We start from the raw sequence: 13,240 nt of genomic DNA on the forward strand, positions 1-13,240 counted from the left end.
TCGTCTCCTTCGTCGGCGAATGCGCAGGCGTGGGCCCGCTCCTTCCCATCTTCCCCGCGCTGCGAGGCCGATTCCAGGAAGGTCGACCTAACCGCGGGGAGCGACGGATTTATCTTGATGTCAAGATAATATCAGGACTCTCGCCGAGGTGAGAGAGAACGCACCACGAGCCACGTCACCGCGAGCATCGGGGCGAACAACGGCAGCCCCATCACGATCTTCAACGTGCCGAGCGCCGTCACGTCGCCCGCGAAGTACAGCGGCAGCTGCACGATCAGGCGCGCCGCGAACAGCGCCGCCCACGCGAGCGAGAGCCAGGTGTAGGCCCGGCGCTTGCGGGGATCGCTGCGCCAGCGCGTGCCCTCCCCCAGCAGGTAGCCGGCGGCCAGACCGATGAGCGGCCAGCCGACCAGCGCCGACACCAGGAATGCGGTGCCGTAGGCGCCGTTGGTGAAGAAGCCGAAGACGAAATTGTCCTGCCCGCGACCCGTCACCAGGGAGAGCACCGCGGCCCCGGCCGTCGCGAGCAGGCCGCCGATCGCCGCGCTCGGTGGCGACTTGGCGATCAGCCGCGCGAGCGTGAACACGACGGCGAGGCCCACGGAGACGCCCAAGCTCAACCAGAGGTTTCCCTGCCGCGTCTCGGGATCGATCGTGAGCGTGAACAGCACGACGAACGCGAGCGAGGGCAACACCGACTCGAGGATGCCGCGCACCCCGCCCATCGCCGACCAGACGGCGGCGCCGGTCGAGCCGTGCTGCGCAGGGTCGAGTCCCGCGCGTCGGGCGGCACTCCCGAGCGCGGCCCCCACGCTCTCGGCTGCGGTGGGCGGCTCGAGCGGAACGCGGTCGCCGTCGGGCGCTGACCGGGTCGGGTCGTCGCTCATGCGGTGCCGGCGGTGCCCGGCATCCGGAGCGGGATCAGATCGCGCGGTGGCATGGGCGAGGTGCCGCGCACGACGACGATCGATCGGAAGAGGTCTTCGACGGCGGCCGCGGCCTCGATGTCGCTGGTCGCGGCTCCCCCGACGACTCCGCGCAGGAACCAGCGCGGGCCGTCGACGCCGACGAAACGAGCAAGACGCTGCGAGGCGACGTCTGCACCCGCCATGACGGGCACCTCGGCGAGCAGCTCCGGGCCGAGGGGGCCCTCGCGCTCCTCGACGCGGCCACCCTGCTGCTTGACCTGCTGACGGATCTGCTCGCGCGTCTCTTGCCACAGACCGCTCGTGCGCGGGGCGGCGAAGGGCTGCACCTGCAGGGTCGAGTCGGCGTAATCGAGGCCGACGGCGACGATGCGCTTGGTCTGCTCCTCGACCTCGAGGCGGAGGTTGAGGCCCTCGCGGGGCAGGATCTTGATGCCGCCGAGATCGATGTAGGGGCGCACCGGGTTGGCCTCGGCCTCGTCGAAGGGACCGGCGCTCTCGCGGTCGATCGGCGCGCTCTTGGCGGGCGGGGCGAGGTCGGTCACGGGCTGCTCCGCCTCGGGGGTGGTCTGCGTCTCGTCGTCGGTCATCGGGTGCTCCCTTGAAGGCTCTGGTATCCGCTCGATCCGAAGCCGCCGTCGCCGCGCGCGCTGTCGGGTAGGTCGTCGACGGAGACGAAGCGCACGGGCGGGACGGGCAACACGATGAGCTGGGCGATGCGGTCGCCGACCGCGATGTCATACGCCTCGTCGAGGTCGGTGTTCAACAGCGCCACCTTGATCTCGCCGCGATAGCCGGCGTCGATCGTGCCGGGCGAGTTGACGATGGTGATGCCGTGCTTGGCGGCGAGGCCGCTGCGGGGTACCACGAAGGCCGCGTGCCCCTCCGGCAGGGCGATCCGCACGCCCGTCGACACGAGCGCGCGGCGACCGGGTTCGAGGCGAACCGCCTCCGCGGCGGTCAGGTCGGCACCGGCGTCGCCCGGGTGGGCGAAGACCGGGGGCTCGGATGCGACAATGAGGACATCCACCGTTTCGGTCACCCCACGAGGGTAATGCAGAAGAGGGGGTGCGGCATCCGCACCGCAGCCGAGTATCGCGAGCGTCTGAGTCCGTCCCTGTGGGCGCTCGTCGCCGCCGCCGTGTGCGGGCCCATGGCCGCCGTGGTCTTCTCACCGCTTGACACGACCCTCGCCCTGTTCATCGGGCTGGTCGTGTCGGTGGCCATCGTGGTGGCGCTGCTCGCCCTCTCGCCGATCGTGGAGGTGCGCGACGGCGAATTGCGCGCCGGGCGCGCGCACATCGCCGTGGATCTGCTGGGTGAGCCCGCGGGAGTCGTGGCCGATGAGGCCCGTACCGCGCGCGGCAGCGGGCTCGATCGCCGGGCGTGGCATGTCATCCGGGGCGGGATCGACGGCATCGTGACGGTGCCGGTGAACGATCCCGACGACCCGACCCCGATGTGGGTCATCTCGACCCGCACGCCGGATCGCCTGGTGGCGGCGATCCAGCGCGCTCAGGTCAGGCTGCGCACTCCAGGCAGATGAAGCCGGGGCCGCTCTCGTCAGCGATCTGGGAGCGGTGCTTCACCAGGAAGCAGCTCATGCAGGTGAACTCGTCCTCCTGCGGGGGAAGGACGACGACATCGAGCTCGATGTCGGAGAGGTCGGCGCCGGGCAGTTCGAAGCCCGAAGGGTTGTCGGCATCCTCGTTGTCGATCGACCCCGACGCTTTGTCGGGCACGCGCTCCTTGAGGGCCTCGATCGACTCGCTGTCGTCCTCGGTCTTGCGCGGTGCGTCGTAATCGGTTGCCATGCGTGCAGGTCTCTACTTCCGGATTTCGTGGTGCTGTGCCCCATCGGGTGCCCGATCGGGCGGCCATAGTTTGCATGACCAGCCTTCGATAAGCAAATGCTCCCGAAGGGGTATGCGTGCCGGGCGAGGCGTGAAACTCGCGGCGCGCCCGCGATATTCCCGAAAGCACGGGGTGGGCATGTCAGCATGGGCGCTGACCGCAGATCGGAGGGGTGTTTCGCATGGAACAGCTCAAAGTCATCGGAACCGAGGATGACGTCCTCGTCGTGGCGACCCAGGCCGGCGAACGCTTCGCCCTCGCACTCGACGAGGTGCTGCGCGTGGAAGCGCGCCGCGCGCGCCGGGATCGTGAAGACGACGACCGCGCCCCGCGTCCCAGCCCCCGCGAGATCCAGGCGCACATCCGGGCCGGCATGTCGGCGCGCGAGGTCGCGACTCTGTTGAACGCACGTATCGAAGACATCGAGCGCTTCGAGGGTCCGGTACTCGCCGAGCGCGAGCACGTCGTCAGCCAAGCCCTCGCGGTGCCCGTGCTGCTCGGCGGCACCATCGAGCACGACACCCCGATCACCTTCGGCGCGGCCGTGCGCGCCAAGCTCTCCGAGGCGGCCGCCTCGGCCGAGCGGTGGAACAGTTGGAAAGAGGGCGCGAGCTGGATGGTGAAGCTCGAGTTCACCGCCAACGGCGTCGACCACGATGCTCGATGGGGATTCGATCCGCGTCGGAGCACGCTGTCGCCCCAGAACGCCGACGCGATCCAGCTCTCGCGCCAGGGATCGCTGCCCGAGGGTCTCATCCCGCGACTGCGCGCCTTGGACACGGTTCAGAAAGACGACTCGCGCTTCGACAGCGGGTCCTTCGGTCCCCGCCGCCTCGACATCGAGGACGAACCGGGCGTGGAGGCCACGGGACCGGTCGCCCCGGCCGTCCAGGCGGCCGCGATCAAGCGCGCACCCGACGTCCCCGTCACCTCGGCCGAGACCGCCGACCTCCTCGAGGCACTTCGCCGACGCCGCGGACAGCGCGAGCCGCTGCCCGGTATCACCGAGGTCGAGCCGGAGCCGCGTCCGTCGGGTCCGCCCGTGGCGCTGTTCGACGCCGTCGATCCGGGATTCGTCGACGAGCCCGCTGCACCGTCGCCCGAGCCGGAACGCCCGCAGGCCGATTCGGCCCGCCGCGCGAAGGGCCGTCCGTCGATGCCCTCGTGGGACGAGATCGTCTTCGGCGCGCGATCCGACGAGAGCTGATCGCGCGCATCCGACGGATGCCGGGATGTCCGGCATCCACGGGTCTCAGGCGAACGCGCCGAGGCGCAGGAGCGGGACCGCGCGCTCCTCGTCCGTGAGCGAGCCGTGCTGACCCACCATCCGCTGCGGGCGCTTGTCGGGCTCGCGATCGTCGTAGTAAGCGAACCGCCCGCGGGCGGCGACCAGCACATCGCCGATACGGGGACGTACTTCGTCGTCGACCGCGCCGAAGAGACCGGCGGAGATCGCCTCGTCACGCGTCATGACCCAGGCGCGACCGGCCTCGCCCTCTTTCCACGCCGCGGCGACGGCATCCGCGCGTCCGTCCTCGGCGTAGAGGTGGAGCATGCGCGGCTCTCCGCCGACGAGGGCGACGCCGTCGAGCAAAGGATCGCCTTCGCGCAGCAGAACGTGCTTGTGCGCCGGCACGTCGACCATGCCGTGATCGGCGGTGACGACCACGCCGGTGCGCGGATCGATGGCCTCGGCGAGTCGGCGGGCGCCGCTGTCGATGCGTTCGAGGGCGTCGGTCCAGCGGTCGGACTCCCAGCCGTCGCGGTGCCCGGCGGTGTCGAGCTCGGGGGCATACAAGTAGGTGAGGGAGCCCGGATGCCGAGCGGCCAGGTCGGCCGCAATCGTTACTCGCTCGTCGAGGTCGTCGGAGGGGAAGAAAGCCGCCCCCCGCAGCGTCGCCTCGGTGAAGCCGGTCCCGGTGTACATCGGCTTGGACACGACGAACGCCCGGCCGGGGAGCGCGGCGAAGATCGGCTCTCGGCGCTGCCAGGAGTGCGGATCCAGCCCGTCGGTCTCCCATCCGTGCAGCTGGTTGGAGGCGATCAACGTGCCCGGGATCCGTGTGCGATAGCCGACGATGCCATGCACGCCGGGGTCGACCCCCGTCAGCAGACTGGTGAGTGCGGCGGCCGTGGTCGAGGGGAAGACCGTCCGCGCGACGTCGCGACGACCACCGGCGGCGGCCAGGAACCGCGCATGACCGCGACGCGCGGCGAGGTTGTGCGCGCCGAGACCGTCGACGAGGAAGACGATCACGCTGCGCGCGGGGGCGAACCATTCGGACGACCCGTCCAGCGCCGCGACGGACTGCGTCAGGACACCGGTGAGGCTCCGAGAGCGCGGCGGGTCCGCCGGTAAGCTGAGTGACATCGGGGCAAGTCTTCCACACGGCTCCCGATTCCCGTCCGTTCCGGACGCCCGCCCGACCCGAGGCCCTCCTATGCCCGATTCCCGTTCCTCTTCCGCCGCGACGTCGCCCGTCGTCGAGCGCATCGAAGACGTCGATGTCTCGACCGAGATGCAGGGGTCCTTCCTCGAGTACGCCTACTCGGTCATCTACTCGCGCGCCCTCCCCGACGCCCGAGACGGTCTCAAGCCGGTGCAGCGCCGCATCCTCTACCAGATGGCCGAGATGGGGCTGCGGCCCGACCGCGGGCACGTCAAGAGCGCCCGCGTCGTCGGCGAGGTCATGGGAAAGCTGCACCCCCACGGCGACGCGCCGATCTACGACGCCCTCGTGCGCCTCGCGCAGCACTTCACGCTCCGCGTGCCGCTGGTCGACGGTCACGGCAACTTCGGCTCACTCGACGACGGCCCGGCGGCGTCGCGGTACACCGAGGCACGTCTCGCTCCCCCGGCCCTCGCCCTCACCGAGAACCTCGACGAAGACGTCGTCGACTTCATTCCGAACTACGACGGCCAGTTCCAACAGCCCGAGGTCTTGCCGGCGGCCTTCCCCAACCTCCTCGTGAACGGGGCGACGGGCATCGCGGTCGGCATGGCCACCAACATGGCTCCGCACAACCTCGTCGAGGTCGTTTCGGCGGCGACGCACCTGCTCCAGCACCCCGATGCCACGGTGGAGGAGCTCATGGAGTTCGTCCCCGGCCCTGACCTGCCCACGGGCGGCATCATCGTCGGTCTCGACGGCATCAAGGACGCGTACACGAACGGCCGCGGCACCTTTCGTACGCGGGCGAAGGCATCGATCGAATCGCTCGGCCCGCGTCGTACCGGCATCGTCATCACGGAGCTGCCCTACCTCGTGGGTGCGGAGCGGGTGATCGAGAAGATCAAAGACGCGGTGCAGGCGAAGAAGCTGGCGGGGATCGCCGACGTCACTGATCTCTCCGATCGCCATCACGGTCTGCGGCTGGTCATCGGCATCAAAACCGGGTTCGACCCCAAGGCCGTCCTCGAGCACCTTTACCGGCTGACGCCGCTCGAAGACTCCTTCGGTATCAACAACGTCGCCCTGGTCGACGGGCAGCCGCAGACCCTGGGGTTGCGCGACCTGCTGCGCGTGTACCTCGACCACCGCGTCCGCGTCGTCACCCGGCGCAGCGAGTACCGCCTGGCGCGCCGGCGCGAGCGGCTGCACCTCGTCGAGGGCCTGCTCATCGCGATCCTCGACATCGATGAGGTCATCCAGGTCATCCGCTCGTCCGATGACGGCGAGCAGGCCCGCGCCAAGCTGCAGGAGGTGTTCGACCTCTCGCATCCGCAGGCGGAGTACATCCTCGAATTGCGTCTGCGACGTCTGACGAAGTTCTCGCGCATCGAGCTCGAGGCCGAGCGCGACCAGTTGAACGCCGAGATCGCGCAGCTCGTCGAGCTGCTCGGCAGCGAGACGCTGCTGCGCCAGCAGGTGGCCCGAGAACTGGATGCCGCGGCCGAGGCGTACGGCACGCCGCGACGGACCCTGCTGCTCAACGGCGGACCCGTTCAACCCCGGTCGGCCAAGGCCGCCGCCGCCGCGGATCTGCAGATCGCCGACGCGCCCTGCCGCGTCTACCTGTCGGCCACCGGGCGCATGGTGCGGGCCGAGCTCGTCGCCGACGCGCCGGGCGGTGGCGTGGTCGCGCCCACCCGCCGGTCGAAGCACGATGCGATCCGCTCCTCCGTCGACACCACCACGCGCGGTGACATCGGTGCGGTCACCTCGGCGGGGCGCCTCGTGCGCTTCTCCCCCGTCGACCTGCCCTCGGTGCCGGCCAATTCGGTGCAGGTTGCCGCGGGCATGAAGGTCGAGCAGTATCTGGCGCTCGGCAAGGGCGAGACGGTCATCGGCCTCGTTCCCCTGACCGACGGACCCACCATCGCCCTCGGTACCGAGCAGGGTGTGGTCAAGCGGGTCGCTGCGAGCGAGCTGGGGACGAAGGACGAGATCGAGATCATCGCGTTGCGCGACGGAGACCGTGTCGTCGGAGCGGCCCCCGCAGGTGACAACGCAGAGCTGGTGTTCGTCGCCGACGATGCGCAGCTGCTGCGCTTCGATGCGTCGTCTGTGCGTCCGCAGGGGCGCTCGGCGGGAGGGATGGCCGGCATCCGCCTCTCTGACGGGGCGCGCGCCATCGCCTTCGCCGTCGTGGGTGCGTCGGCGTTCGACGCCGTCGTGGTCACCGTGGCCGGCTCGTCGGCCGCGCTTGCCGGAGCCGACGCCGGCAGCGCGAAGGTCTCGGCCTTCACGGAGTTCCCCGCGAAGGGGCGCGCCACCGGCGGCGTTCGTGCACAGCGGCTTCTGCGCGGCGAAGATGCCCTGGTGCTCGCCTGGGTCGGTATCGAACCGCGCGCGGTGGGCACGGATGGTTCGGTGCGGGCGTTGCCCGAGCCGGGCGCGAAGCGCGATGCCTCGGGCCAGCCCCTCGACGCCGCGGTGGGCGCGATCGGCACCGCCGTTCGCTGAGCCGGGCCGCTCGGCTGCACCAGCTTGCCCGATGCGGGCGCGCCCTGTGGCGGGCGGTGCGGTCGACGCTCAGGTCTACGCGTCGGTGGCGGGTGCCGCGCGGCGGTGGGCGCCGCGCGGCGGCGCGTCGGGGCGAGACTGCGCCGCCCGGATCAGACGTCGATGCTCTCGCGGGCCAATCGGTCGCTGGAATGCACGATGAACTCGCGGCGCGGCGCGACCTCGCTGCCCATCAACAGGTCGAACACCTGGGCTGCGCCCTCCATGTCCTTCACGCGGACGCGACGGAGCGTACGGCCGGCGCGGTCCATGGTGGTGGTCGCGAGCTGGTCGGCATCCATCTCGCCGAGGCCCTTGTAGCGCTGAATGGGCTCTTGCCAGCGCTTGTTCGACTTCTTGAGGCGCGCGAGCAGTGTGTGCAGCTCCTGCTCGCTATACGTGTAGATCGTCTCATTGGGCTTGGAGCCCGGGTTGATCACGATGACGCGGTGCAGCGGCGGTACGGCCGCGAAGACCCGCCCGGCCTCCACCAGAGGGCGCATGTAGCGGAAGAACAACGTCAGCAGCAGGGTGCGGATGTGCGCACCGTCGACGTCGGCGTCGCTCATGAGGATGATCTTGCCGTAGCGGGCGGCACTGAGGTCGAAGGAGCGACCCGACCCGGCCCCGATGACCTGGATGATCGAGGCGCACTCCGCATTCGACAGCATGTCGCTGATCGACGCTTTCTGCGTGTTGAGGATCTTGCCGCGGATGGGCAGCAGCGCCTGGTACTCGCTGTTGCGTGCATCGCGTGCGGTGCCGAGGGCGGAGTTGCCCTCGACGATGAACAGTTCGGAGTTGTCGACGTCGTTCGAGCGGCAGTCGACGAGCTTCGACGGCAGCGACGACGACTCGAGCGCGTTCTTACGACGCTGCGTCTCTTTGTGCGTGCGGGCCGAGATGCGCGCCTTCATCTCGGACACGATCTTCTCGAGCAACTGCGCGGTCTGCGCCTTGTCGTCGCGCTTGGGTGAGGCGAATCGCTCCGCCAGTTCTTTCTGGACGACGGAGGCCACGATCTGGCGTACCGCGGGGGTGCCCAGCACCTCTTTGGTCTGCCCCTCGAACTGCGGCTCGGGCAGGCGTACGGTCAACACCGCGGTGAGACCGGCGAGCAGGTCGTCTTTCTCGACCTTGTCGCTTCCCACCTTGAGCTTGCGGGCGTTCTGCTCCACCTGCGCGCGCAGCACCTTCATCAGACCCAGCTCGAAGCCCTGCTGGTGGGTCCCGCCCTTGGGCGTGGCGATGATGTTGACGAAGGAGCGTGAGGTGGTGTCGTAGCCGGTCCCCCAGCGCACGGCGATGTCGACCTCGCACTCGCGCTGAACCTCGGTGGGAATCATGGACCCGCCGGGCTGCAGCACCGGTACGGTCTCGGAGAAGGTTCCGGTGCCGGTCAGACGCCACGTGTCGGTGACCGCGGCGTCGGGGGCGAGGAACTCCGCGAACTCCGAGATACCCCCGTCGAAGCGGTAGCTCGTCTCGACGCGTTCCTCCGCGCGCTCGTCGAGCACCAGGAGCTCGAGCCCGGGCACGAGGAACGCCGTCTGGCGAACGCGCTGCACGAGTTCGTCGTGGCCGAAGGCTGCGTCCTTCGTGAAGATCTGCCGGTCGGCCCAGTACCGGATGCGCGTGCCCGTGACACCGCGCGGCGCCTTGCCCACGACCCGCAGCTCGCTGCTGCGCTCGAACGGCGTGAAGGGTGCGTCGGGGCCGTCCCCGGCGAAGAGCCCGGGCTCACCGCGATGGAACGACATCGCGTAGGTCTTGCCGCCGCGGTCGACCTCGACGTCGAGGCGCTCCGACAGGGCGTTCACGACCGACGCGCCGACACCGTGCAGACCACCGGATGCCGCGTACGAGCCGCCACCGAACTTTCCCCCGGCATGGAGCTTGGTGAAGACCACCTCGACACCGGTCAGACCGGTGCGCGGTTCGACGTCGACGGGGATGCCGCGCGCGCGGTCGCGCACCTCGACGCTGCCGTCGGCGTGCAGCACGATGTCGATGCGGGTGCCGTGGCCGGCGAGGGCTTCATCGACGGAGTTGTCGATGATCTCCCAGAGGCAGTGCATGAGACCGCGGGAGTCGGTGGAGCCGATGTACATTCCGGGGCGCTTGCGCACGGCTTCGAGGCCCTCGAGGACCTGCAGGTGGTGGGCGGAGTACTCGGACGTCACGATCTCCCAGCGTAATCGGGGCCGCCGACATCGTCTGGCAGACACACAGCGAGGTGGGGTCGCCGTACGCGCACAGCGAAATGTGATCAAGGCGCGGCATAGGGGAAACATCCGCGTGGTTGTATATGGAGACTCGCCCACGACCACATGAGGAGGGCACCCGAGATGACCACCACGACCGCACCCGACGCGATTGTTCTCGACCACCGTCTGACGGCGGCGGATCGCTGCGACTCCTGCGGCGCGCAGGCTTACATCGCCGCCGAGGTCAACGGCAGCGAATTGCTGTTCTGCGCGCACCACGGACGCAAGTACGAAGAGAAGCTGCGCAGCATCGCCACGTCGTGGCACGACGAGACCGCGCGCCTCTCGTCCGCCGACTGAGCCCTCACACCAGATCCGGCCCCGACCGCTTCCTCCGAAGCGGGCCGGGGCCTTTTCTGTGTCCTGACGTTCACGCCGTGTAGACGCGAGGGAGCGAGGGCGACACGCGCAACGCGATCTCCTCGCCGATGGTGTCGATGATCTCCGCGAGATCGGTCGCACTGTACAGCGCCCCTCGACCGAAGACGACGATCTCGTCGCCCGTTCGGGCATCGTCCCACGGCGCGACGACGGTCTCGGTCGCACCGATGTCCTCGACGCGGCGGGGGCCCGCAGGGGTGGCGACGTCGAAGTGCCCGGAGAGGGTGCTCGGCAGGCCGTGCAGACTGCCCACGTCCAGGTGCACGCCCGCCGGGTCGATGGCGGTCACGGTTGCGACCAGGGCGGCGACGGGTTCGATGCCCAGCTCGGTTTCGCCGGGGCCTCCGGCGGGCCGGATGCCGTACGAGAACGCCCCGACCCGCACGAGGTCTTCGCGGAACTCCCCGCGGGCGAAGCCGGCGGCGCTGGCGGCCAAGTGGGAGAAGCGGGGGTGAAGGCCCGCGGCGCGCGCCGCGTCGCGCGCGGCGAGGAACAGCGCTCGGGCGTCGTCGTCGTCGGCATCCGAGGCTTCGGAGATGTGCGACCAGATCCCCTCGAAAACCGCTCGACCGTCGGCGACGAGAACGGAGGTCCGTGCGAGGGCGCTGTCCCACTGCTCGGGACGGATGCCGTTGCGGTGGAGGCCGGTGTCGATCTTGAGGTGCACGCGGGCCGGGCGCCCGGTGAGAGTGGCGAGGTCGTCGAGCAGCGCTTCGTCGCCGATGCCGAGGTCGAGGTCGGCGGCCACCCCGGCCGCGAGGTCGTCGAACCCACCGATGAGCCAGACGAAGATGCGGGCTTCGGGGCCGACCGCCGCGCGCACCGCGCCTCCGGTGGCGACGTCGAAGGCGCCGAACCAGCGGACGCCCTCATCCCACGCCCGGCGCACGAGCGCATCGAGCCCGTGGGCGTACGCGTCGTCCTTGACGACCAGCATGTGCGCGGCGGGCGCCACGGCCGCGCGCACGCGGCGGAGGTTGCGTGCGAAGGCGTCGAGATCGACGCGGTAGACCGCGCTCATGCGGTCACCCGGCGGTCGGACCGCGCGCCCACGGCGGCGACGATCTCGGCTGCGCTCCAGCCCGTGGCATCCATCCACTCCGCGAGGGAGGGGTGACCGGCGGCCGGATCGCCGAAGAAGACGACTTCGGTGCCGCGCGGGATCGGGGTGCCGCCGACGTCGACGACGCAGACGTCCATCGCCACGCGACCGACGATCGGGTGGCGACACCCCTCGATGGCCACGGTGGCCACGTTGCCGAGGGAGCGCACGACGCCCTGCGCGTATCCGCCCGTGACGAGCGCCACGTTCGTGTCGGCGGGCGCGCGGTGGGTGTAGCCGTACGAGACGCCCTCGCCCCGCAGCAGCGGCTTGGTGCCCAGGGCGCGCCCGCGCAGCGACAGGACGGGCGTGGTGCAGGAACCCGGGAGGCCGTACAGGACCGCGGCGTCGAGGGCCGCGGCATCCATTCCGAGATCGGCGAGCACGGATGCCACCCATTCGGCGCCGTGGCCCCACCCGTCCGCTGTCAGCACGTCGTCGCGACCACCCACGGCCCTCCCGGCGTTGCGGCGCAGCGCGGCGTCCGAAACGAGGGCCACCGGCGCCACTGTCCCGGCCCCGGGCGCGCGGGCAGGGAGCGTGGAGGTCACACATCTAGACTAACGGGGTCCGTCGTCCCCGACCCCGGAGCGTGCATGCCTACCCACGGCTTCTCCCCCGTCACCCGTCTGCGCTACCTCGCCGGACGTGCCCGCCGCATCGACGTGGGCTCGGTGATCGAACGGGCCAAAGAGGCCTCGGCGCAGCACGGCAAATCGCTGCCGCTCGTCGTCGGCGACATGCTCTTCCAGGCGGGCGTGAAGAACGTCGGGTTCCAGGACTACATCGACTACGACTTCGCGATCCTCACCCCGGCCGAGCGCGCCACGTACATGACGCACCCGGTGTCGAACCAGATTTCGCAGAAGTACGACCACCCCGACTTCCGCGGCATCTTCCAGGACAAGGTCGCCTTCGACCGGCGTTTCAGCGAGTTCCTCCGCCGCGAGTGGATGGTGGTCGATGCCCACAACGCCGACGAGCTGCGCGCCTTCGCCGAGCGTCTGGGCACCGTCGTCACGAAGGAGCCCGTCGGCCAGGCGGGAACCGGTGTGCACCGATACCACGCGGCCGAGGTCGCCGACTGGGACGCCTTCCACCGCGGTCTGCTCGAACGCGGCGAGATCCTCGTCGAGGAGGTCATCCGCCAGCACGACGACCTTGCCGCGGTCTGCCCCGGCACCGTGAACACCACGCGCGTCACCGCGTTCTTCGACGGAGAGACGACGCACATCCTCGCGATGGCCCAGAAGTTCGGCCGCGGCGCCGTCAGTGACCAGATGACGTTCGGCGGCTTCTACACGATGCTCGATGACGACGGTCGCGCGCTCGGGGCCGGGTACGACTCCCATGGGCACGTGCACGAGCTGCACCCCGATTCGGGTGTCCGCATCGCCGACTTCCAGCTTCCGCTGATCGAAGAGGTCAAGGCGTTCGTCGATCAGGTCGCGCGCGTCGTGCCGCAGGTGCAGTACGTCGGCTGGGACATCGTCGTCGGCCCCGACGGCCCCGTGCTCGTCGAGGGCAACTGGGGCGCCGGTGTCTACGAGAACAAGCCGAGCGTCACCGGTATCCGCACCGGGCACAAGCCTCGCTACCAGGCCGCCATCGGTTTCTGACACCGGATGCCGCGAAGGCCCGCTCCCGCGAGGGGGCGGGCCTTCGCCATATCACGGTGGCTTCGACGGGCTGCGACGTCCGGCGTCGACGGCCCCCGCGTCGAGGACCCCGAGCGTGTCGCAGGGGCCGGCTCCGAGTCATGGC

At 70.1% G+C, this 13,240-nt stretch carries 13 protein-coding genes; 5 read left to right on the top strand and 8 right to left on the bottom strand.

The genetic code is table 11. The annotated features are described in order from the left end of the window. Positions 1-131 precede the first annotated feature (131 nt). The 3 genes from ACXKZF_RS07625 to dut are packed head-to-tail and all read right to left on the bottom strand — an operon-like array spanning position 132 to position 1,968. Entirely contained in the window at positions 132-887 is a 756-nt protein-coding gene (locus tag ACXKZF_RS07625) for a DUF3159 domain-containing protein (RefSeq protein ID WP_055954667.1), read from the bottom strand. After that, positions 884-1,516, bottom strand: coding sequence for a DUF3710 domain-containing protein (locus ACXKZF_RS07630; RefSeq protein WP_243223511.1), 633 nt, complete (start codon positions 1,514-1,516; stop codon positions 884-886). The genes ACXKZF_RS07625 and ACXKZF_RS07630 overlap by 4 nt, the downstream gene beginning before the upstream one ends. Then, positions 1,513-1,968, bottom strand: coding sequence for a dUTP diphosphatase (gene dut / locus ACXKZF_RS07635; protein ID WP_055954664.1), 456 nt, complete (start codon positions 1,966-1,968; stop codon positions 1,513-1,515). The genes ACXKZF_RS07630 and dut overlap by 4 nt, the downstream gene beginning before the upstream one ends. Positions 1,969-1,980: 12 nt before the next feature. Between dut and ACXKZF_RS07640 the strand changes: the two genes are divergently transcribed. Then, positions 1,981-2,472 (top strand): DUF3093 domain-containing protein, encoded by a 492-nt coding sequence (locus ACXKZF_RS07640; RefSeq protein ID WP_055954662.1) that lies wholly within the window; start codon positions 1,981-1,983, stop codon positions 2,470-2,472. Here the strand turns inward: ACXKZF_RS07640 and ACXKZF_RS07645 are convergent. Then, positions 2,447-2,740, bottom strand: coding sequence for a DUF4193 domain-containing protein (locus ACXKZF_RS07645; RefSeq protein ID WP_488985885.1), 294 nt, complete (start codon positions 2,738-2,740; stop codon positions 2,447-2,449). The genes ACXKZF_RS07640 and ACXKZF_RS07645 overlap by 26 nt on opposite strands. A gap of 221 nt (positions 2,741-2,961) precedes the next feature. Here ACXKZF_RS07645 and sepH point away from each other — a divergent pair, with 221 nt between their 5' ends. Then, positions 2,962-3,987 carry a septation protein SepH gene (gene sepH / locus ACXKZF_RS07650; protein WP_055954656.1) on the top strand — a complete coding sequence of 342 codons (1,026 nt, stop codon included), beginning with the start codon at positions 2,962-2,964 and terminating at the stop codon, positions 3,985-3,987. 45 nt (positions 3,988-4,032) lie between these two features. On the opposite strand, the gene ACXKZF_RS07655 is transcribed toward sepH, so the two are convergent. Then, the gene (locus ACXKZF_RS07655; RefSeq protein WP_488985886.1) at positions 4,033-5,151 is read right to left on the bottom strand and encodes an alkaline phosphatase family protein; all 1,119 of its coding nucleotides are present in this window, start codon (positions 5,149-5,151) and stop codon (positions 4,033-4,035) included. 70 nt (positions 5,152-5,221) lie between these two features. Here ACXKZF_RS07655 and ACXKZF_RS07660 point away from each other — a divergent pair, with 70 nt between their 5' ends. Continuing rightward, positions 5,222-7,687, top strand: coding sequence for a DNA gyrase/topoisomerase IV subunit A (locus ACXKZF_RS07660; RefSeq protein ID WP_488985887.1), 2,466 nt, complete (start codon positions 5,222-5,224; stop codon positions 7,685-7,687). A 152-nt stretch (positions 7,688-7,839) separates the two neighbouring features. Here the strand turns inward: ACXKZF_RS07660 and ACXKZF_RS07665 are convergent, their stop codons facing one another. After that, positions 7,840-9,912 (bottom strand): DNA gyrase/topoisomerase IV subunit B, encoded by a 2,073-nt coding sequence (locus tag ACXKZF_RS07665; protein WP_488985977.1) that lies wholly within the window; start codon positions 9,910-9,912, stop codon positions 7,840-7,842. Between the two features lie 162 nt (positions 9,913-10,074). Between ACXKZF_RS07665 and ACXKZF_RS07670 the strand changes: the two genes are divergently transcribed. After that, on the top strand, positions 10,075-10,293 hold the full coding sequence (locus ACXKZF_RS07670; protein ID WP_055954644.1) for a DUF7455 domain-containing protein: 219 nt from the start codon (positions 10,075-10,077) through the stop codon (positions 10,291-10,293). A gap of 70 nt (positions 10,294-10,363) precedes the next feature. On the opposite strand, the gene ACXKZF_RS07675 is transcribed toward ACXKZF_RS07670, so the two are convergent. Next, the gene (locus ACXKZF_RS07675; protein WP_243223507.1) at positions 10,364-11,395 is read right to left on the bottom strand and encodes an alanine racemase; all 1,032 of its coding nucleotides are present in this window, start codon (positions 11,393-11,395) and stop codon (positions 10,364-10,366) included. Then, on the bottom strand, positions 11,392-12,027 hold the full coding sequence (locus ACXKZF_RS07680; protein WP_488985888.1) for an alanine racemase C-terminal domain-containing protein: 636 nt from the start codon (positions 12,025-12,027) through the stop codon (positions 11,392-11,394). The genes ACXKZF_RS07675 and ACXKZF_RS07680 overlap by 4 nt, the downstream gene beginning before the upstream one ends. Before the next feature lie 45 nt (positions 12,028-12,072). Here ACXKZF_RS07680 and ACXKZF_RS07685 point away from each other — a divergent pair, with 45 nt between their 5' ends. Next, positions 12,073-13,095, top strand: coding sequence for a sugar-transfer associated ATP-grasp domain-containing protein (locus ACXKZF_RS07685; RefSeq protein ID WP_055954634.1), 1,023 nt, complete (start codon positions 12,073-12,075; stop codon positions 13,093-13,095). The last annotated feature ends 145 nt before the right edge of the window (positions 13,096-13,240 follow it).

This window comes from Microbacterium sp. ABR10, assembly GCF_057812175.1.

Coding starts and splice junctions, on each gene's coding strand:
- ACXKZF_RS07630 (WP_243223511.1), bottom strand. CDS start 1,516: ATGACCGACGACGAGACGCAGACCACCCCCGAGGCGGAGCAGCCCGTG.
- sepH (WP_055954656.1), top strand. CDS start 2,962: ATGGAACAGCTCAAAGTCATCGGAACCGAGGATGACGTCCTCGTCGTG.
- ACXKZF_RS07640 (WP_055954662.1), top strand. CDS start 1,981: ATGCAGAAGAGGGGGTGCGGCATCCGCACCGCAGCCGAGTATCGCGAG.
- ACXKZF_RS07655 (WP_488985886.1), bottom strand. CDS start 5,151: ATGTCACTCAGCTTACCGGCGGACCCGCCGCGCTCTCGGAGCCTCACC.
- ACXKZF_RS07660 (WP_488985887.1), top strand. CDS start 5,222: ATGCCCGATTCCCGTTCCTCTTCCGCCGCGACGTCGCCCGTCGTCGAG.
- ACXKZF_RS07645 (WP_488985885.1), bottom strand. CDS start 2,740: ATGGCAACCGATTACGACGCACCGCGCAAGACCGAGGACGACAGCGAG.
- ACXKZF_RS07625 (WP_055954667.1), bottom strand. CDS start 887: ATGAGCGACGACCCGACCCGGTCAGCGCCCGACGGCGACCGCGTTCCG.
- ACXKZF_RS07675 (WP_243223507.1), bottom strand. CDS start 11,395: ATGAGCGCGGTCTACCGCGTCGATCTCGACGCCTTCGCACGCAACCTC.
- ACXKZF_RS07685 (WP_055954634.1), top strand. CDS start 12,073: ATGCCTACCCACGGCTTCTCCCCCGTCACCCGTCTGCGCTACCTCGCC.
- ACXKZF_RS07670 (WP_055954644.1), top strand. CDS start 10,075: ATGACCACCACGACCGCACCCGACGCGATTGTTCTCGACCACCGTCTG.